Origin of the sequence: uncultured Lamprocystis sp. (genome assembly GCF_903933125.1) — a bacterium.
Lineage (GTDB): Bacteria > Pseudomonadota > Gammaproteobacteria > Chromatiales > Chromatiaceae > Thiodictyon.
Window position 1 is genome coordinate 1 of sequence record NZ_CAIZIZ010000366.1, and the last position, 17,809, is coordinate 17,809.

The 17,809-nt window shown below is 61.3% G+C and carries 16 protein-coding genes; 7 read left to right on the forward strand and 9 right to left on the reverse strand.

Features of this window, described 5'->3' with window-relative positions:
* Window positions 1-138 precede the first annotated feature (138 nt).
* Together QZY03_RS18865 and QZY03_RS18870 are read left to right on the forward strand one after the other, a co-directional pair.
* On the forward strand, window positions 139-1,722 hold the full coding sequence (locus tag QZY03_RS18865; RefSeq protein WP_295583707.1) for a DUF262 domain-containing protein: 1,584 nt from the start codon (window positions 139-141) through the stop codon (window positions 1,720-1,722).
* A 587-nt stretch (window positions 1,723-2,309) separates the two neighbouring features.
* Window positions 2,310-3,236: an RES family NAD+ phosphorylase gene (locus tag QZY03_RS18870; protein ID WP_295583708.1), complete on the forward strand. Its 927-nt coding sequence runs from the start codon at window positions 2,310-2,312 to the stop codon at window positions 3,234-3,236.
* Window positions 3,237-3,748: 512 nt separating this feature from the next.
* Here QZY03_RS18870 and QZY03_RS18875 read toward each other — a convergent pair.
* From QZY03_RS18875 to QZY03_RS18885, 3 genes are read right to left on the reverse strand one after another with little or no spacing between them, the layout of a single operon-like run.
* On the reverse strand, window positions 3,749-4,219 hold the full coding sequence (locus tag QZY03_RS18875) for a hypothetical protein (protein ID WP_295583709.1): 471 nt from the start codon (window positions 4,217-4,219) through the stop codon (window positions 3,749-3,751).
* The gene (locus QZY03_RS18880; RefSeq protein ID WP_295583710.1) at window positions 4,209-4,562 is read right to left on the reverse strand and encodes a DUF4258 domain-containing protein; all 354 of its coding nucleotides are present in this window, start codon (window positions 4,560-4,562) and stop codon (window positions 4,209-4,211) included. Before QZY03_RS18880 ends, QZY03_RS18875 begins: the two co-directional genes overlap by 11 nt.
* Window positions 4,559-5,572, reverse strand: coding sequence for a helix-turn-helix transcriptional regulator (locus tag QZY03_RS18885; RefSeq protein ID WP_295583711.1), 1,014 nt, complete (start codon window positions 5,570-5,572; stop codon window positions 4,559-4,561). Before QZY03_RS18885 ends, QZY03_RS18880 begins: the two co-directional genes overlap by 4 nt.
* Window positions 5,573-6,036: 464 nt before the next feature.
* Between QZY03_RS18885 and QZY03_RS18890 the strand changes: the two genes are divergently transcribed.
* Together QZY03_RS18890 and QZY03_RS18895 are read left to right on the forward strand one after the other, a co-directional pair.
* The gene (locus QZY03_RS18890; RefSeq protein ID WP_295583712.1) at window positions 6,037-6,957 is read left to right on the forward strand and encodes a DUF2887 domain-containing protein; all 921 of its coding nucleotides are present in this window, start codon (window positions 6,037-6,039) and stop codon (window positions 6,955-6,957) included.
* Window positions 6,958-6,987: 30 nt separating this feature from the next.
* Entirely contained in the window at window positions 6,988-7,257 is a 270-nt protein-coding gene (locus QZY03_RS18895; protein ID WP_295583713.1) for a hypothetical protein, read from the forward strand.
* Window positions 7,258-7,271: 14 nt separating this feature from the next.
* Here the strand turns inward: QZY03_RS18895 and QZY03_RS18900 are convergent, their stop codons facing one another.
* The 3 genes from QZY03_RS18900 to QZY03_RS18910 form a co-directional block, all read right to left on the reverse strand.
* Complete coding sequence (locus tag QZY03_RS18900; protein WP_295583714.1) at window positions 7,272-7,469, reverse strand: type II toxin-antitoxin system VapB family antitoxin; 198 nt, start codon at window positions 7,467-7,469, stop codon at window positions 7,272-7,274.
* A 707-nt stretch (window positions 7,470-8,176) separates the two neighbouring features.
* Window positions 8,177-8,491 (reverse strand): helix-turn-helix domain-containing protein, encoded by a 315-nt coding sequence (locus tag QZY03_RS18905; protein ID WP_295583715.1) that lies wholly within the window; start codon window positions 8,489-8,491, stop codon window positions 8,177-8,179.
* Window positions 8,460-8,786 carry a transcriptional regulator gene (locus QZY03_RS18910; RefSeq protein WP_295583716.1) on the reverse strand — a complete coding sequence of 109 codons (327 nt, stop codon included), beginning with the start codon at window positions 8,784-8,786 and terminating at the stop codon, window positions 8,460-8,462. Before QZY03_RS18910 ends, QZY03_RS18905 begins: the two co-directional genes overlap by 32 nt.
* 148 nt (window positions 8,787-8,934) lie before the next feature.
* Between QZY03_RS18910 and QZY03_RS18915 the strand changes: the two genes are divergently transcribed.
* Window positions 8,935-9,690: a hypothetical protein gene (locus QZY03_RS18915; protein ID WP_295583717.1), complete on the forward strand. Its 756-nt coding sequence runs from the start codon at window positions 8,935-8,937 to the stop codon at window positions 9,688-9,690.
* Window positions 9,620-11,206 carry an SNF2-related protein gene (locus tag QZY03_RS18920; RefSeq protein WP_295583718.1) on the forward strand — a complete coding sequence of 529 codons (1,587 nt, stop codon included), beginning with the start codon at window positions 9,620-9,622 and terminating at the stop codon, window positions 11,204-11,206. Before QZY03_RS18915 ends, QZY03_RS18920 begins: the two co-directional genes overlap by 71 nt.
* A gap of 213 nt (window positions 11,207-11,419) precedes the next feature.
* On the opposite strand, the gene QZY03_RS18925 is transcribed toward QZY03_RS18920, so the two are convergent.
* On the reverse strand, window positions 11,420-12,451 hold the full coding sequence (locus QZY03_RS18925; RefSeq protein ID WP_295583719.1) for a HupU protein: 1,032 nt from the start codon (window positions 12,449-12,451) through the stop codon (window positions 11,420-11,422).
* 165 nt (window positions 12,452-12,616) lie between these two features.
* Here QZY03_RS18925 and QZY03_RS18930 point away from each other — a divergent pair, with 165 nt between their 5' ends.
* Window positions 12,617-13,813, forward strand: coding sequence for a Bcr/CflA family multidrug efflux MFS transporter (locus QZY03_RS18930; protein WP_295583720.1), 1,197 nt, complete (start codon window positions 12,617-12,619; stop codon window positions 13,811-13,813).
* On the opposite strand, the gene gshA is transcribed toward QZY03_RS18930, so the two are convergent.
* Together gshA and QZY03_RS18940 are read right to left on the reverse strand one after the other, a co-directional pair.
* The gene (gshA, locus tag QZY03_RS18935; RefSeq protein ID WP_295583721.1) at window positions 13,765-15,399 is read right to left on the reverse strand and encodes a glutamate--cysteine ligase; all 1,635 of its coding nucleotides are present in this window, start codon (window positions 15,397-15,399) and stop codon (window positions 13,765-13,767) included. The genes QZY03_RS18930 and gshA overlap by 49 nt on opposite strands.
* A 167-nt stretch (window positions 15,400-15,566) precedes the next feature.
* A complete protein-coding gene (locus tag QZY03_RS18940) occupies window positions 15,567-17,666 on the reverse strand; it encodes a carboxy terminal-processing peptidase (protein WP_295583722.1) in 2,100 nt (699 codons plus the stop codon).
* Window positions 17,667-17,809 lie beyond the last annotated feature (143 nt).

Genomic DNA, 17,809 nt, shown 5'->3' on the forward strand with positions numbered 1-17,809 from the left:
CTGGTGCGCCGCACCAGTTGGGCGGCGGCGAATTTCGTCAACTCAACCGCAGACCCGGACGCCCTCGTTATTTCCCGCCAGGATTGGCAACGCGTGCTGAATCAACTGGCCTCGACTCCCTGAAATGGCCAAAGTCGAGTGAAACTCAACAATATGGATCATCAAAAAACGCTGGATCGCCTGCTCTCCGGCTCTCTTGATGCGATCGGGGCGACCGATAAAGAGACCAGATACTGGGAGAACTACAGGCATATCAAAAAGGCTCTAGAGCACTTGCGTAAGGAGGGTGACTGGCGACTCGCGGAGTTGCCTGCTATCCTTGAACGCGTCAAAGTCGTGGCGATCTTTCTGGACGACGACCAGGACGAGAACTCTGTATTTGAATCCATCAACTCGGCCGGCAAACCTTTGTCAGGCCCGGACCTGATCAAGAACTTTCTCTTCACCTTTCGACACTATGACGTTTCCAGGTCTCAGGAAGACGACCTCGTTAGCCTCTACACGGAAAAATTTGAATCACTTTTCACCAAGTCGCCTGCAGGTGGGGTCGAGGCATTCTTTCGCGAGTATATCGCTGTGAAGACGGGTGTGAAGGTGAACGAAAATCCAAAGATCATATATTACTCATTCAAACGTCACGTCGGACCGATTGAGAGCCATGAACGTTGTCGTCAGTTGATCTTGGAGCTTGTTAAATGGGCGGTAATCTATAATACACTCGCGACAGGGAATCATCCCGACTTCGATCCAAACGATCTAGGCTACCTGCGCGCGTCTTTCTTCACTTACGCCAGCCTCCTAATGGACATTGTGGATAGGCTCGGCAAGTACGAAGCCGGGAAGATCGTCATCTATGACCAAGCCGCTCTGCGTAAGACAATTGCCTGCGTAGTGGCTTATGACGCAAGCCGGTTCCTAGCGGGCGCCGGGCAAAAGGCGATCACCCGGTTTGTCCCAACGATACCCAAGATCCTCGAATCAATCGATCCGAATTTCTTTCACGACTATGCGAATGCGTTGTGGACTCATGTCAGCAGCGTGCAGCAAGGTTATCGTCTCCCCAGCGTTGCGAAGATTAGAGAAGCTGTTGAGGCAAATGATATCTATTTCAATTCCAAGCAGGTAGTTCGATTTCTAATCCTGCTGGATAATGTTGGCAGGAACGAGCAGATACCCTTCGACGCGGGGCTTAGGAGGTGCCAGATTGAACATATCATGCCTCAGACACTCGGTCAGGGATGGACGCAAATTAATGAGAAGGATCATCAACGTTATCTCCACAAGCTGGGTAATCTTTCGATCACTTTTGATAATGCCAAACTTAGTAACTTGAGCTTTTCCGAGAAAAAGAAGAAGCTTACGGAGCTTTCAAGAGTGCGCTTGAACCATATGCTGCTAGCATACGAATCCTTTGGTCCAGAGCAAATCCGGGACCGTGCTGGACGGCTTCTGGATCGGTTCTTCGAAGCCTATGCTGTGTTTTCCGACGGAGCTGATTATAGCGAGCCGGAAGCCTCCGCGACGGTAAACATATTTCCGCAGAAGTGGCTGGACAAGGTGCGTGGAACATATAATCCATCAGAGCTTGCCGGCTTCCCCGTAGCGCAATATTGGTCAGAGATTTGCGCCCATTTGAACGTCCCTGTGGGGAAAAACTCCGCCCACCGTGCTCTTGAGAATTGGCTGGAGAATTACCGACCGCATTGGCCGAGCAGTTGGTAATTCCAACTATCGCTACGAGTACCGCGAAAGCATCCCCTTAGCGGGTTCTTGTCCGCATGGCTCATCATGACATGACGGTTGGCTCGCCCTCCAACCTGGAGTGCATTTAGGCCGTTGGCTCCCAGGCGGCCGCCATCACCTGGCCCTCCGTCCTGATGATGCGGCGCTGACACCGTGGACGCACCTGTTGGCCTACCCGGAGGCTCCCGCCCCCAAATCCTCGCTCCGTAGATGGGGCTGCGGCTGAAACCTGACTTCGATCGGACGGCAAAGAATACGAATACCATGAACAACCCTCCGGCGGAATACTGCTGCTTCAACTGTTTCACGCATCCTACGCTATTAGAAATAGTCAAGCATGGAGCAGATACGGAAGGCCAGTGCGACTTCTGCGGTTCGGAGTCGGTTTTATTGCTGCACGTGTCGGCGCTCTACGATTCACTCAATAACGCAGTTCGCATGTAAGTACTTCAACAGAATACTTTATAAGACGAAATTGTGTTAAGTTATTGTTTATGAAAGCTTTTTGTTTTATTTCTTTTCCGATTTTTTATAAATAATTGTATTGATGCACATACCATCCTGCTGTGGATGGTGACACCGTTGCGCCATGGGACGACGCGTGGGCTGAGGGCGATCCGCTGTATATCGCGCTTGATGAAGACTGGCATGTCTTCAGCGAACTTCTGTCAGGCCACGATGCGGCGGCAGAACTGCTGCGAGCAATTCTTGAGTCCGGCTGGGATGACGACAGCGGTGAATCTTTTCCGGACCCGCATGAGTTAGTGGTGCGACGCTCATCATGGGTGCATCAAACACCAGCGGAATGCTGGAGAGACTTCAGCTACGCGATTCGTCACGACGGCTCACTCGAACACTACATTCCGGAGAGTGTTGAAGAAGACATCCATTTACTACGGCGAGAGCTTTCACAGAGCACGCTGTTTCGGGCTCGTCTGGGCTTCGATACGGATCAGATGGGTCGGAAGGTCCCGTACGCACTGGAGAAAATCGGCGCGCCACCATCTTCTAAACCCGGTCGAGCTAACAGGCAAGGCGAGGTGGTCTTCTATGCGGCGGAGCAACGTGAAACTGCGGTGGCCGAAATACGTCCGGCTCGTGGACTTCTAGTTTCGGTGGGCACATTCGAGATCAAGCAGCCTACCGTCATTCTTGACTTGCTGCACAACCCGCCGAAGGTCGATCCGTTCATCGACGAATCGTTTGAGTATTTGATTGATTTCTGGGGACTGATGCAAGAGTTCGCTTGGTCCCTGTCCACGCCTTTGGAACGCGATGATCAGGCGGAGATCGACTACCGACCTTCGCAATGGTTGGCCACATGGTTTAGAGAGCGGGGTTTCGAGGGAATCCGTTACCCGAGCGCGTTACACGTTGATGGTGTCAACATTGTGCTCTTTGAGCCTGGGAAAGTGACGTTTCAAGAGTCATCGCTCGTAAGAGTCGATGATGTTGAATGGTTCTTTTCCCCGTATTGCGAAGACACGGAGTGATTCACGGTTGGGTCAGGTCGTTGTTCCGGGGCGAAGCGAGCTTCGCCGCATGCGCGATAGAAGTGTTGATCCCTCAGAGTAAGTTGAGTAGGATTCTGGAATGAACTCCGGTGGCCTGGCTAGCTGTAGCGGCCTGCAAACATCCGCAACCCGACCTGCAAACAGCGCGATTTTCGATCCAGATTAGTTGCAAATAGCGGGGGTCCAGGACCCGGATTATTTGCAAATGAGCCGACATTAGCTGCCAACAGCCAGAAAACAGCCAGCCCGACCCGGATTGTCTGCGAACGACGCGGACGCCTTTCTTGACCAGCGGATTGGCGCTGACTGGTCTCTCGATGATCGCTTAGAGGAGACCCACGACGCGATACTGGCCGCGGCAACGGCGGCGGGAAAGCGGCCAGACCAATGGGCGGCCGAGCGACTCGCGAATTCCGTGGGGCGGTGAGTCCCGACCGACCTCGACCACGTCCTGTACCGCAACCCAACTCGACTCCACCAGTCGCCATCCGTCACATCCACACCTGCACATCGCGCCCGGAGCGCAGCCCCATGACCTGGCACGCCAGCTTCAGCAGTTCGCGCTTCTTTGCATCGCTCTCGTTGGTGCCGACCAGCCAGCCAGGGGCGAAGGGCTCGGTGTGTTTCCAGAGCCCTGGCTTCATCGGATAGACCTCCTGCGGCGTGCGTCCAACGTAGCGGCGGGACCGTCCGATGCCGCGTGCCGCCTCTTGAAAGCGCGCCGGAAACTTGGGCTCCAGTTCCGCGAACTGTCGCAGCAGGTCGACGAAGGTCTCCTTCGCAAAGCGGGTCAGGAAGTCCTGGCCGAACAGCCGGTACCCGGACTGCGGCGAGCGGGTCGGCGGCGGTGTTGCCGGGACAGGGGCGGGCACGTCAAGCCCCCGCTGGAGACCGGCGATGGTCCGCTGCAACGCGGCAAGCTGGTTCTGCAACTGGGTGAGTTGGGCGGTATCAGGCAGCATGGACTTGCTCTCCTGGGCAGGACGGTTGGGACAGCGCGGCGTTCAGATCGCCGCCGGCGTGGCGGTGCTCACCACGCAGCAGGCGCCTTTCGGTCCGGCGCGACGGGCGATAGACGGTGACCACCTGGTCGCCGGCAATCACCACCCGACAGCCCCGCAGCCGTTCCAGCGCGCCGATCTCCTGCTTGCGGCGCCGGATCTCCCGGTCCACGTCTTGGGCGAGCAGCAGCAGGCTGTCGGCATCAACCGCCGTGCCGGCGGCGACGATCATCGGGATGTCGGACTCGCGCAAGCCGCGTTGGCGGATGCGGGACTGGGCGTGTTGGGTCAGTGTCAGGTTCATGTGCGTTCCCCAGTATCGGTGTTGTCGATATCGGCCCCTTGGTTGGCGGCGCTGCCGGTGGCTGCTGGCGGTGACCGGTCTCCCGGCAACTTGATCTTCAAACAAAAGCCGCGTGGGAGCTCAAATCGCGACGCCAACTCCTCGGTAGCGGCCTGGTTCATCTCGTCCAGCCAGCGCCGGTACTCCTCTGCGCCGGTGGCCTTGTTCTTCTCCCAAACTTCTCTCAGATCGATCCGCCCATCCTGAATCCGATAGAGGATGCGCTGATCCGCCTCGTTGTCAGGATCGAGCCCGACGGTATCGCCGAGAACATGCGTTGGAACGGCATACTCCGGTGTCGCCCCGCTGTAGCTGGCCTCGAATTCGATCGGGTGCTTCTGGAACAGACCAAGCGTCTTGAGCTCGTCATGCAGGAAATTGATGAAGGGCGAGTGCTCATTGCGGTCATCGTCCTGGTATGTCACGAATAAATCTCTCTTCTCCAAAGACTTACGTTCCGCTTCGATCCAGTCGTCATCATAGCCGTAGCGGAATGCACCGGGCAGATACGGCAGTCGGCGGTACGCCTCCGCGGTGGCGGCTTCCAGCGCCGCCACGGTTTCATCAAGGGCAGTCTGCCGGGCGTGCAAGCTGTGCTCTGCGAGGATCAGAACGGCGAGCGGGGCGAGGTCCATGATCGCGTCTTCGGTCAAGCTGAGGTGCTTTTGCACGAGGGTCAGGAAGGTCCTGGCCGACCCGTCGATGCCGCCCTTTAGCGGCACGCGATTCCGCCACTTCAAGCCGTCCTCCTCCTTCGGAGCGCGCGTCAACTGCTCCCATTTGACGCCGAGGGCCTGGCATAGGCGCTCGCGATTGTCTGGGCGGATGTTGGCGATCTGCTGGCCGCGTTCCCAACGGCTGATCTGGGTCTTGCTCGGACGGAGCTTGGTTGCCTCTGCGAGTTGGTCCTGGGACCAGCCTCGCTGGTTGCGGTAGAACTTGAGGGCTTGGGGGTTCAGGCTGTCGGTCATGGCGCGTCTCCTGTTGAGCGTCGTTAGATAAAAGAATAGACGCCAAAGAACGAGTATACAATGATCGTTTCAGCGTCTTTTTCAATTTACGGCGTTCGAAAAATTCCTATACTCGCCTTTATGGAGGGCTGCGAGACGACGCATCGACCACCACGCGCCGGGCTTGCCATGGCAGTCTCCGCCCCGTAACGACGTGCAGCACGTCGTTGCTACCGCCGGAGCGCCCGAGGGGGCTCGTGTTTCTCTGAGAGGACTTCACGCCAGTGCCGGCTTCCAGTGCGCCCAGCCGCATCGGACTCGATCGCCGCGAACGGGTCATCGAGTTCCTGGACCGGCGGACATCCACGGGCTCGGCGAGGATTCCCAGTGCCATCGCCTGGCAGCGTTCAAGCTGGATCGCCCGCGCTTCGACGTTCCCGAAACGTCGGCTGCCCATTTACGGCCGTTCGGCTAGAATCGAACCAATGCACACCGACCCGCTCTTCTACCGGATCTTCCAGGAGCGTCCGGCGACCGTCTTTGAACTGGCGGGCCTTGCGGTCCCGCCCGCGGGGGTCTACCGGATGCATGCCGAGGAGATGAAACAGACGGCCTTTCGGCTCGACGGTGTGCTGTTGCCCGCTCCGGGTACGCCCGGTCTGCCGTTGGTCTTCGCCGAGTCCCAGTTTTATGCGGACCCCTGGTTCTATGCCCGCTGGCTGGCATCGATCTTTCTGTTTCTATTTCGGCACCAGGTGATTGGCCCCTGGCGGGCAGTGGTGGTGTTTCCCGAACGGTCGTACGACGTCGGCGACACCACGCCCTACGATGCCCTGATCCGTTGCGGCAGCCTGCATCGGGTCTACCTCAAGGATCTGCTCGGCCGTCCCGGGCTCGGGCCGGGGGCGCGGCTCGCCCGTCTGGTGGTCATGGACCGGGAGCCACTGCTCACCGAGGCGCGTGCCTTGATCGATGAACAGACCGCGGCCGGGCAGCGCGAGTCGACCCTCGACCTGATCGAGACCGTGCTGGTCTACAAATTTCCAGAGCTTTCGCGAGAGGAGATCCAGATCATGCTCCATTTGCCTGAAACCGATTTGAAAAAGACCCGCTTTTACCAGGAGGTATTCCGTGAGGGTGAGGAGGCGGGAGAGAAACGTGGAGAGAAACGTGGAGAGAAACGCGGCGAGAGGCGCGGTCTGGTCCTTGGCCAACTGGCCTTGGTGATGCGCTTGTTGCGCCGTCGTGTCGGCGAGCCGACCGCCGATCAGCGCGCGCAGGTCGAGCGCCTCTCCGCCGACGAACTGGCCGCCTTGGGTGAGGCCCTGCTGGATTTCACCGGGACCGAGGACCTGGAACGCTGGCTGCGGGGATCAAAGGACAGTGAGGCTCGCAGTGACATCTGATCCCCGGTTTCCCGACTCGGTGACCCCGACATGCAGGCCGCACCGGTGGCGCTGATGCGGGCCTCCGAGCGGGCGCGTCGCCTGGCCGAGCAAACCGGCACGCGGTTCGTGGTCCGCCCGCCCGCCACTGTGCTCAATGAAGGGCACGGCCCCGCCGGTGGAATCGAACCTGACGGCGGCGGGAGCGTATCATTGCCGCCGAGTGGATCAAGCCAATACCGGCTCAGTGGCGAGCAAGGCGTCGAGTGCACCGCACTCGACGGTGGATTTCCCGTTGAAGTAGTCGATCCAGACCGATGAGTCGACCAGCACCATCACGCATCGTCGCGTCGCATGGCATCCAGGTCGCCGTCCCAGGGCAACTTGCCGCGCACCGTGCGGATGCGTTCTTGCTCCTTGAGTCGAACCAAGAGCCGCAACCCCTCCTCGACCGCCTCCCGCTTGGTTCGCAGCCCCGAGAGCGCCTGTGCACGCTCCATGAGCCAGCCATCAATCACGATGTTCGTTCGCATGCCGTGGGTCTCCTGTAGATCGGTGTTGGCGAAGCGGTTACGCCATTTTACCTTGAGATTCTGAAAATGAGCCTGGGAGAATGAACGATGACTGTTGCAGAGCGGGCATATGAGCAGATCAAGAGCAGCAAGCTCTAGAGCGATTACTGATCTGCCGAATCTTCATATCAAGGGCTTACGCTATTTTCAGACGCTGCCATAGAGACATTTTCTTTTTGCGTAAACGCTCTATCATTTTTTTAACGACTTACTCGACCTACTGAGTTTCCAGAGAGCCGAAAATCTCTCGCGCTTGGCTAATTACGGGAACTGATGGGCGTGCCATCGCAGAACGCCTGCTGGGAAAGTCTTTCGGGCAGTTCTCGGGAACGGCTAAAGCAGATCATCTTGGGCTAATGATGCAAATGGGGAGCTATGTGATTCTAGAAATGAATCAGAATGGCAGAACGCTCTTCTGGCCGATAAGCGATGCAGAGATGCCAGGTTTCTATCAACCTGAATACAGACGCGCCACACTAATCGAGCGGTGCCAGCAGGAGACAATTATCTCGCGGGAAGCTGGACGGTTTCACATGACACATCCCAACCCCCCTGGGCAAAAGATGTATTGGCAATCCAAATATGAAGAAAAAATCTCCAGCATAATCGGCGTGTCGCGCTCTGGTTAAGATCCCGCCTTGACGCAGCGGGCGACGATGCGGCAATCCTCACGCCTCCGCCAGTTCCCGCAACACCTCAGGATGCCGCTGCGCCACCTTGAGCAGCGTCTTGGCCGCACCGCTCGGCTGGCGTCGGCCTTGCTCCCACTCCTGCAGCGTGCGCACCGACACGCCCAAGAGTAACGCGAACTGTGCCTGCGACAGGCCGGAATGCTCGCGGGCGGCGATGATCGGCGAGTACACCACTGTTCCCAGGCCAGCGTTCATCTGGCGGATCGATTCCAGCAGGTCTTCGCCCAGGTCGCGGCCTGCTTCAAACGCCTCCAGTTCATCATCGGTCAGGGGTTGCGTGTTCGATGGCATGTTTGATCTCCACAAGTTGCTTGGCGGACAGGTTTCCCCGCTCGGATTTCGCGTACAGTACCAACAACATGAGTGCCCCGGAGGCGAATCGCGTGTAGTAGATTACCCGTACCCCACTGGATTTGCCGGACCCGGCCCGGCTCCAACGCACCTTTCGCAGTCCGTCCGTGCCCGGAATCACATCGCCGGCTTCGGGGTTTTGGGCCAGGAATGCCGCGAAGGCGCCCCGCTCGTCTTCGTGCCAGTAACGCGGCCAGAGTTTTGTGAACAGTGGGGTTTCGACGACGGTGTACATAGGGAGAATAATACGTCTTTGACGGATATTCGCAAGCAAGCGTTAGCCGTCAAAGCCGGGCGGGAGCCCAACTCATCAAACCCACTTTTGAGGGGGGTAAGTGGGACCAGACGAGTGCCAACCTTCACCCTGAGAATGGTTCTGCCAGATGATGCGATTTCGACTTGCCGGCATACTGGATGACGCCGGATGGCGCTTCGAGTTGTTCCGTAAGGGCGCTCTTCCCTTCGCCCGCGAGGCACCGGTCGCCCTACCCGATTGGCCGCAGGCCGCCCCATCGCATCCCGGCACAGCCCTGTTGTTGGCCCTGCTGGATACGCAGGAGGCTCAGTGTGAGGGCGAGTCGCTGCGCCTGACCCACGATCGAGTCGCCGGCCTGAGCCGACCCGAGGCGGTCCGGCTCGGGCTGCCGCCGGTGGTTCCCTGGACGCTCTTTCTGTCGCACGACGCGCCCATCGGCGAACCCTCCTTCGCGTTGCGTGTCGAGTGGTTCCAACGCGGCGGAGCGCCCATCTTCGGGGCGCGCCGCACGGGCACGGGGCTGACGGTCACCGCCGGGCGCTTCCTGATCCTGGACCCGCTTTACTCGGCCCTGGAGGCAATCAATGCCGTGAACGCGGCGAACGGCGACGCCTCGCCGGAAGGGTTGGATCGACGTATGACCGCCTATGCCCGCTTCAAGGGCTGTCTAACTCGACTCACCGGCGACCTGCGCGCCGATGAGTATCTGCGGGGGCTCACCATCCATCAGGCCACCGGGATCGGGATCGACCTGGAACCCGGCGATGAGGCGGCGCTCTTCCTGCCGACCCTTTACGGTGATCGCCCCGAGGATGCGGCGACCGCCGATCCGCAAGATCAAGGCCTACGAGACGCTGCGCGATTACCATCTTTCGTTCGGTAAGGTGCGATTCTCGGTGATCGTCTACGACGAGGTGCAGAAGCTCAAGAACCCGGCCTCGCTGATGAACCGGGGCGCCAAGGCTCAGCAAGGCAAATTCACGCTCTTGATGACGGGCACCCCGATTGAGAATAGCCTGCTGGACCTTTGGACGCTGCTGGATATCGCCTGGCCGGGATTCCTGGGGTTGAGCGCGCGGGAGTTCCTGGCTCACCATCGGGGCAACGACCCGGAGCGACGCGAGGAACTGAAGCTGCGCCTGGTCGAGCCCCCTGTTTTTTCGGGCCAGGTGACGCCAATTCCGGCCATTATGCTGCGCCGCTTCAAGCAGGACATTCTGGAGGGGCTACCCGAGCGGCGGATCGAGGCGACCCAAGACCTCATGCCCGCGGAGCAGCAGGCCGCCTACGACGCAGTGCGGACGGCAATCCGCGCGCGCCCCCAGGGTACGCTTGAGGGGCTGCAACAACTGCGGGCGATCTCGCTGCACCCGCGGCTTGGCCAGCCGCCCGAGTCCGCGGCGGAGGATGGGCCATTCATCGCCGCCTCGGCCCGGTTCACGCGCCTGTTCGTGATCCTGGACCGGGTTCATGCGCAGCGCGAAAAAGCCCTGATTTTCGTGGAGCTACGAGAAGCCCAGCGGGCACTCTACGATTTGATCCGCCGTCGCTACAGCCTTCCCTCACCCCTTCCCGAAACGATCAACGGCGCCACGGCGAGCCCGGTGCGCGACCGTATCCGGCGCGAGTTCCAGAGCCGGCGCGGCTTCGATGTGCTGCTCCTCGGCCCCAAGGCCGCGGGCTTCGGTCTCACACTCACGGCCGCCAATCACGTCATCCATCTCAACCGCTGGTGGAATCCGGCGGTAGAAGATCAGTGCAGTGACCGGGTCTATCGGATTGGCCAGAACAAACCCGTGACCATCTATCTGCCCCAGGCGATTCACTCCGAGTTGGGCGACCGCTCGTTCGACAGCCTATTGCACGGGCTGCTGGATGAGAAACGGTCCTTAAGTCGGGAGATCGTGATCCCAGTGCAATTCAATGACCAGGACTTCCGCGCGCTGTTCGAGAAGAGTCTGAGTGATGGCGAAACCGATCCGACAATTGCTGATCACATCGACGGCATGGATTGGCGGGGTTTCGAGTTATGGGTTGCCGGTGAGTTGAAGCGCGCCGGATTCAGCGTCGAGATCACGTCGGGGAGCGGAGACGGCGGGGTGGATGTCATTGGAGTTCCGTGTAATATGGGAGGGCGCCCGCTGTTTGTCCAGTGCAAACACACGGGGAACGGAATAAAGGCGATGATTGACGAGCGCGCCGTGAATGACCTCGTGCGAGCGCGTGCGACTCACTGCCATACCTACCCCGATCCGATTCTAGCGGCAGTGACAAACGGCCGATTCTCTCTGGCGGCAGAGCGTCTTGCCTTAGAGAAATGCGTACGGCTGTTTGACTCGGCGCGTTTGCCGACGCTGGGACGGGTCTTGGTCGAACTCAGTGATGGGGCGGCTCGATAAACGGAGTTGGTAGCGTGCCCAACGGCCAGCAGTTCCAGGGCCGGGCGACTTTCCAAGTCGACTTTGACCATTCTAGCCCACCTTTAACATAACCCCATTGATAAACACCCACAGATGGTACCTAACCATCTGATCCGTATGTACACACCTGCCGAAAATCGCAATGACGGCTTGGCGCGGCCACGCACCCGGATTCGTTGTTTGGGGTTGCTGCTAACGCGGCTTGGTACCCCGCACCGCGGGCGGTATAACGAGATGATCCGTCACCGCATTGCGGCGCAGGCGCTCCGGGGTCGCCGCCTTGGACAGTGAGGTCAGGGCGACAAACCAGGCCTTGGGCATGTCGGTGGGCAGGCCGATGGGAATGCCGGCAATGCTGGGGGTGTCGGCAAAGGCGTGGCCGGGCTCCTCGAATTCGGGGGCGGTGCAGTTGATGCACGCATAGCCGCCGCGGGTGCAGGAGCCCTGTCCATTCCAGAGTCGGGTGTTGCAGTCGCCATGCGCCTGGGTGCCCAGGCAGCCCAGGTGCTCCATCATGCAGCCCAGGTCGGAGTGGCTGCGGGCGCTCGCCTTGTACTCGTAGAACTCGTTGCGGGTACAGCCGTGATGGACCAGTTGGTCCGCAGACATCCGCGGTCGGCGGTAGGGGTCCAGGTCGTCCGCGGTCAGGCCGTCCAAGGCCAGGGCCATGAGCGTCTCGGTGACCCAGTTGGGGTGGGTGGGACAGCCGGCGACATTGATCACGGGCAGGCCGGATCCCGCGCGGTAGTCCGTCCCCAGCAGGCCGCCCGGACGGGTGCCCTCGTATTGCAGACCGCAGGCGTCGGTGGGGTTGCTGCCGGCGGCCGTCACCCCGCCGAAGGCGGCACAGGTGCCCACCGCGACGGTATAGCGGGCGCGGGCGGCGAGCTGCCGCACCCAATCGATCAGCGGCCGGTCACTCCCCGCCAGTACATGGAAGCGGCCGGTACCCCGCGGCCCGCGGAGCATGGCGCCTTCAACGCATAACACGTCGAATGCCAGGGTGCCGCTGATCGCGCCATCCAGCAAGTCCAACACCTCCTCGCCGCTCGCTTCGCTCAAGGACGGGTGCCAGAGCAAGCGGATGCCCGCGCCGTCGAGCGTGGCAGTCAGGTCCGGTGATTCGGCGCCCAGCAGCGACAATGTGCAGCCGCCGCAGCCGCCGGACTGGAGCCAGAGGACCGCGAGCTTGGGTGTCATGGGGTTGGTGTCAGGTTTGGGCATCGTGTCAGTATTGTCCGTCATTGAACGCGAATAAACTGGTAATACGTCAGTGTTGGAGTTGACCGTCAAGGCGGAAGCCTTGGATTGCAGCCGGTCGGCGCCTCGGCTGGCCGGAACCCTGACCAAGGCCTTCGCATTGTCGCCAACAGTTTGCCCGAGGCTGTCATGCAGGTTCGTCCATCGCTCTTCCTGACGCTGGGGTTACTCTCCGGGTTGACCCCCTTTGCGATTGATATGTATCTGCCGAGTCTGCCGGCCATCGCGCGCGACCTGGGCTCGAGCATGGAACTGGCGCAACTGAGCGTGACCGTCTATCTGGCGGTCTTTGCGCTGTCGCAGTTGTTTCTGGGGCCGCTGTCGGATGTGCTCGGCCGACGTGCGACCATCGGCGGCGGGCTGGCGCTGTTTTGCGCCGGGACCTTGGGCTGCGCGCTGGCCGGTGAGATGGGGGTCCTGTTGCCGGCGCGTGCGCTCCAGGCATTGGGCGGGGCGGCAATCGCGGTGACGGTACCGGCCTTGGTGCGCGATCTGTTCGAGCGTGACCGGTATGCGCGCGTGATGAGTCTGGTGATGTTGGTGACGGCGCTGGCACCGCTGCTGGCGCCGACCATCGGCGGGGTCATCGTGGAGTATGGGAGTTGGCACTGGGTCTTCGCCGTGCTGCTCGCCATCGCGTTGGCGGCAAGCGCACTCTTTTTCCACCTGATTCCGGAGACCCTGCCCAGGGCGCGCCGCCATCCGCCTGAACTGCAACGCGTCCTGCGCAACTATCTGCTGCTCGCGCGCCATCGGGTGGGGATGGGCTACCTGCTCACCGGTGCCTGCTCATTCGGCGGGATGATGACTTACATTGTCGGTTCCCCGTTCGTCTATATCGAACTGCACGGGGTGCCGACCGCCTGGTTCGGGGTCTATTTCGGCGCGAACGTCGGCCTGGCTATCCTGGTGACCAGTGTCAACGCCCGGTTGGTCACGCGGCTGGGGGCGCAGCGTCTGCTGCGCTGGGGGCTGGGGGTACAGGTCGGCGCCGCGTCATTGCTGGGCGCGCTCGCCATCTGGGAAGCGCCCCCGCTGTGGGCGATCGTGCTCGCGACCCTGGCCTATCTGGGGATGGCGGGGGTGGTGCTCGGTAACTCCATGGCCGGATTCATGGCGCACTTTCCGCGGATGGCCGGAACGGCTTCGGCCTTCTCGGGCGCGGCACGCTTCGGTTTGGGTGCGGCGGTCGGATCGCTGGTCAGCCTGGCCCATAACGGCACCGCGGTGCCCATGCTGCTCGGCATGGCGTTCTGCGGGTTGGCCGCGGGCGCGAGCTATCGACTGTGGTGCTGTGCCGAGTCGGTAAGTTCCGACGCGGTTTGAATCGCTCGTCCCTGGTCGAAATAGCGTTGCAGGAAGGTGTCGAAGTCCAGGTCGTCAGCCGCCTCGATTTCGCTCTGGCGGCAGATGGACTCTGCCGCCAGATCCCGGAACAGGGCCTCCCGTTCCGGACTCAGGGTGCGCACCGCGAGGGTGTCCCGATGGGCGGCGGAAACCCGCCGGGCGAAATCGAAGAATCCTTCGCCGTTCGCCCGCATGTCGGCCAACATGCGCGCCGAGGGGGTCGCATCGGGGTCACGCACTTTTTCACGCTGGGCCAGCAGGCTCAGGCCACGCGGACCGTCGGCCGCACCGTCGAGCAATTCGGCGACCGGTCCCATGGCTTCCAGGATCTCCCCCGCCCACTGCCGCAATTCAATCGCCTGACCGTCCCGGTTCAGCGTGAGCCCGGGTTGACGCCCGCGATGGGCGGTGACGACCTGATTGTCATCAATCGCCCGCCGCTCGGTGGCGCCAATGCGCGGGCTGTCCGCGAGCAGGCAATAGAGCATCAGGGTCTCCAGGACCAGGAGCTGCTCGGCGCCTACCCCGATGGGCTCGTAGGCGTTCACGTCCAGTGAGCGCAATTCGACATAGCGGACACCGCGCCGACGCAGGGCCAGGGTCGGCTTTTCCAGCCAGTCGATAATCTGCTTGGGTCGGACGGTACTGTAATATTCATTCTCGATCTGCAGGACCGCGGCGCTGAGTTGCTCGTAGCGCCCGCCGACTTTGACCCCGATCTGTTCGTACTGCGGACAGGGCGTCTCGATCGCCCAGGTGAGGCTGCGAATGAAGGCATCCAGGCTGTCGTAGCTGGCCTTCATGCCGGTGCCCTGCTCCTTCTGGTTCTGGTAACCGATGTCCCCCATGCGTAGCGAGGTCGCATAGGGATCATAAAAGGTCTGGGCGTCGAACGGGATCAGGTTGGTCTCCCGGCCCTGGAGAAAGCTGCCGCATACGGCCGGCGAGGCACCGAACAGATAGGGCACCAGCCAGCCGATGCGCTGGAGGTTGCGGATCATGTCGATATAGGACTCGGAGCGGAATGACCCGAGCGGACCGGTGTCACCCTCCTGATCCTGATAGAGACGCCAGAAGTCGTCGCCGAAGGAGAAATTGAAATGCACCCCGGCGATCACCTGCATGGTGCGTCCGTAGCGGTTGCCCAGGCCGCGGCGGTAGACCGTTTTCATGGTCGCGGCGTTGGATGACCCGTAGCGGGCCAAGGGAATTTTGCTCTCCCCCGGGATCACGCACGGCATGCTCGTGCCCCACAGGAGTTCATCACCCAGGTGTCGGTAGACCAGCGTATGGATATCGGCCAGGAAATCCAGCACCGCCTGTTGCTCACCCAGGGCCGGGGTGACCAACTCGATCAGTGCCTCGGAGAAATCGGTGGTGATGTGCGGATGGGTCAGGGGCGACCCCAGCAGGCTCGGGTGCGGAGTCGCCGCGATCTGTCCCGCGGGCGAGACCCGCAGGGATTCCTTTTCCAGCCCGATGCGATTGCCGGCAAAGCAATCGAGCGGGCGGGCGTGCTCCAGCGCCCGCAGGCGCCGGTCGAAGGTTACTGAATGCGAATCCATGGGTCAGTCCCGGTCGGTCTTCATTACAGGCGTCCAAAGCGATACCCGGATGTAGGGGCGGGTTTCAAACCCGCCCCAACACCAAGGCCATGTCTGGATATCAGGTGCGAAAGCGATAGCGTTTCTTGACCGGGACACGGCGGTCCGGTCGGTTGCGGTTCAGTGGATCAGTGGCTCATGGCCGCCCGCGGCCGGTTGGCGCTTTCCGACAGGATCCCGTCTGCCAAGATGCGCGCGGCCTCTTCGGCCTGGATGCGGCCGATGGCATCGCGTTGCGCGTCAAGCGCATCCTCATCGATCTGGTCTGCATCCTCATCCACCGGTTTGATCCCGCGAGCGCGCAGGAACCGATCCTGTTCATCCTTGAACGCCGCCTGGCGCGCTTTGTCCGCGGCGCGTCGCTCGGATTCGCGCAACGACAACTGGGTCTCTTCCTTGACTTCACGCACGACCTGGCTGCGCCGTTCCAGCATCTTGAACCCCGGGTCTTGGTTGATCCGTTGAACCGACTGGCGAGTCAACCCGGTGGCATCGGTGGTACCGACGCGGCGGTAGTCGGCCGCGTCGATCCGCGCCCAGGGCAGCGGGTTGTCGAGTGCCCGCTCGCCGTGATCGGTGGCGTCGTCCTTGGACGGGAAATGCACATCCGGCTCCACGCCCTTCAATTGCGTGCTGCCGCCGCTCACCCGGAAGAACTCGGCCATCGTCAGCCGCAGCCGACCCAGGTCGGCCTGATCGCCGGGCACGTAGCGGTTGAGATCCACCAGTGTCTGCACCGTGCCCTTACCAAAGGTCGGCTCGCCGATGACCAGACCGCGGCCGTAGTCCTGGATGGCACCAGCGAAGATCTCGGAGGCTGAGGCGCTGTCCCGGTCCACCAACACGGCCAGGGGTCCGGAATAGGCCACCCCCGGGTCCGAATCGCGTTCGACTTCAACCTTGCCGAACGCGTCTTTGACTTGCACCACCGGCCCGGTGTCGATGAAGAGTCCGGTCAGGGACGTCGCCTCCGCCAGTGAGCCGCCGCCGTTGCCGCGCAGGTCGATCACGATCCCATCCACGTTCTGCGCCGCCAGCTTCTTGAGCAGTTCGCGCACATCGCGGGTGGTGCTGCGGAAATCGCGCTTGCCCTCGCTTTCGGCCTCGAAGTCACGATAGAAGGCCGGCAACTCGATCACCCCGATCTTGAGCCCGGGCGCATTGGGCAGTTGCTCAATGAGATAGTCCTTGGCGGCTTGATCTTCGAGCTTGATCTCGTTGCGGACCAGGGGGACCTCACGGGTCTTGCCGTCGCTGGCGCCTGATTCGGGCAGCAGTTGCAGTCGCACCACGGAGCCCTTGGGGCCGCGGATCTTGTCGACCACATCCTGCAGCCGCCAGCCGACCACGTCCTCGATCTTCCCGTCCAGCCCCTGACCGACCCCCAGGATGCGGTCTCCCGATGACACCTGACCAGAATCGCGCGCGGGGCCGCCGGGAATGGTGCGCTGGATGACCGTGAACTCGTTATCCGAACGCAAGACCGCGCCGATGCCCTCCAGCGACAGTTTCATGCTGATGTCGAAATTCTCCGAGGTGGCCGGTGACATATAGCTGGTGTGCGGCTCCAGGGTCTCGGTGTAGGCATTCATGAAGGCCTGAAACACGTCGTCACCGGTGAATTGCTGCACCCGCCGGGCCAGGCCGTCGTAGCGCTGCCGCAGCCGCTCGCGGATGTCCGCATCCGCCTTGCCGGCGATGCGCAGGCTCAGGAAGTCGTTCTTGACCCGCAGCCGCCAGATCTCGTCCAGCTCCTTGTCGGTCTTGGCCCAGGGCGCCTTTTCGCGGTCGAACGCATAGGATTCGGCGACGTTGAAATCGAAATCACTGCTCAACAACGTCAGGGCATAGGCCACCCGCTCATCCACCCGCATGCGGTAGACCCGGAAGATGTCGAAGGCGCTGTCCAGCTCGCCGCGGCGCAGGTTGTCATCAAGCCGCCGGGCGCCGGTGCTGAAACGCTCCACGTCGCGCGCGAGGAAGAACGAGCGGCTCGGGTCGAGGGCGGCCAGGTAATTGTCCAGGATGGTCCGCGCAAAGGCGTCGTCGAACGCGACTTTGCGATAGTGATACCGCTCCAGGACTTTGTTGATGACGATGGCCGTTTTGGCCTGAGTCTGGGTGGGGAAAAGTTCGGACAGCGGCACCTGACGCGGTGACGCAACCGCCACCCAGGCGCCGAAGGTGAGTAACGCGGCGGTCGCGACGAGGGTTAAGCGGAGTCTCATGACGATACTCGGTACCAATAATTGGGGTGATATCAATTGGAACATCAACTGGATGGAATCGATCAAGCCGGCACCTGGTTCGGGGACGACTGGCGCACCCAGGAACCACGGCAAGCGCCCGGCGGCGGTTCGTGGCGATCACA

Excerpts from the sequence above, each read along its gene's own strand:
- QZY03_RS18875 (WP_295583709.1), bottom strand. The coding sequence starts at position 4,219 with ATGCTGCCTGATACCGCCCAACTCACCCAGTTGCAGAACCAGCTTGCC.
- QZY03_RS18880 (WP_295583710.1), bottom strand. The coding sequence starts at position 4,562 with ATGAACCTGACACTGACCCAACACGCCCAGTCCCGCATCCGCCAACGC.
- QZY03_RS18885 (WP_295583711.1), bottom strand. The coding sequence starts at position 5,572 with ATGACCGACAGCCTGAACCCCCAAGCCCTCAAGTTCTACCGCAACCAG.
- QZY03_RS18890 (WP_295583712.1), top strand. The coding sequence starts at position 6,037 with ATGCACACCGACCCGCTCTTCTACCGGATCTTCCAGGAGCGTCCGGCG.
- QZY03_RS18895 (WP_295583713.1), top strand. The coding sequence starts at position 6,988 with ATGCAGGCCGCACCGGTGGCGCTGATGCGGGCCTCCGAGCGGGCGCGT.
- QZY03_RS18900 (WP_295583714.1), bottom strand. The coding sequence starts at position 7,469 with ATGCGAACGAACATCGTGATTGATGGCTGGCTCATGGAGCGTGCACAG.
- QZY03_RS18905 (WP_295583715.1), bottom strand. The coding sequence starts at position 8,491 with ATGCCATCGAACACGCAACCCCTGACCGATGATGAACTGGAGGCGTTT.
- QZY03_RS18910 (WP_295583716.1), bottom strand. The coding sequence starts at position 8,786 with ATGTACACCGTCGTCGAAACCCCACTGTTCACAAAACTCTGGCCGCGT.
- QZY03_RS18915 (WP_295583717.1), top strand. The coding sequence starts at position 8,935 with ATGATGCGATTTCGACTTGCCGGCATACTGGATGACGCCGGATGGCGC.
- QZY03_RS18920 (WP_295583718.1), top strand. The coding sequence starts at position 9,620 with ATGCGGCGACCGCCGATCCGCAAGATCAAGGCCTACGAGACGCTGCGC.
- QZY03_RS18925 (WP_295583719.1), bottom strand. The coding sequence starts at position 12,451 with ATGCCCAAACCTGACACCAACCCCATGACACCCAAGCTCGCGGTCCTC.
- QZY03_RS18930 (WP_295583720.1), top strand. The coding sequence starts at position 12,617 with ATGCAGGTTCGTCCATCGCTCTTCCTGACGCTGGGGTTACTCTCCGGG.
- gshA (WP_295583721.1), bottom strand. The coding sequence starts at position 15,399 with ATGGATTCGCATTCAGTAACCTTCGACCGGCGCCTGCGGGCGCTGGAG.
- QZY03_RS18940 (WP_295583722.1), bottom strand. The coding sequence starts at position 17,666 with ATGAGACTCCGCTTAACCCTCGTCGCGACCGCCGCGTTACTCACCTTC.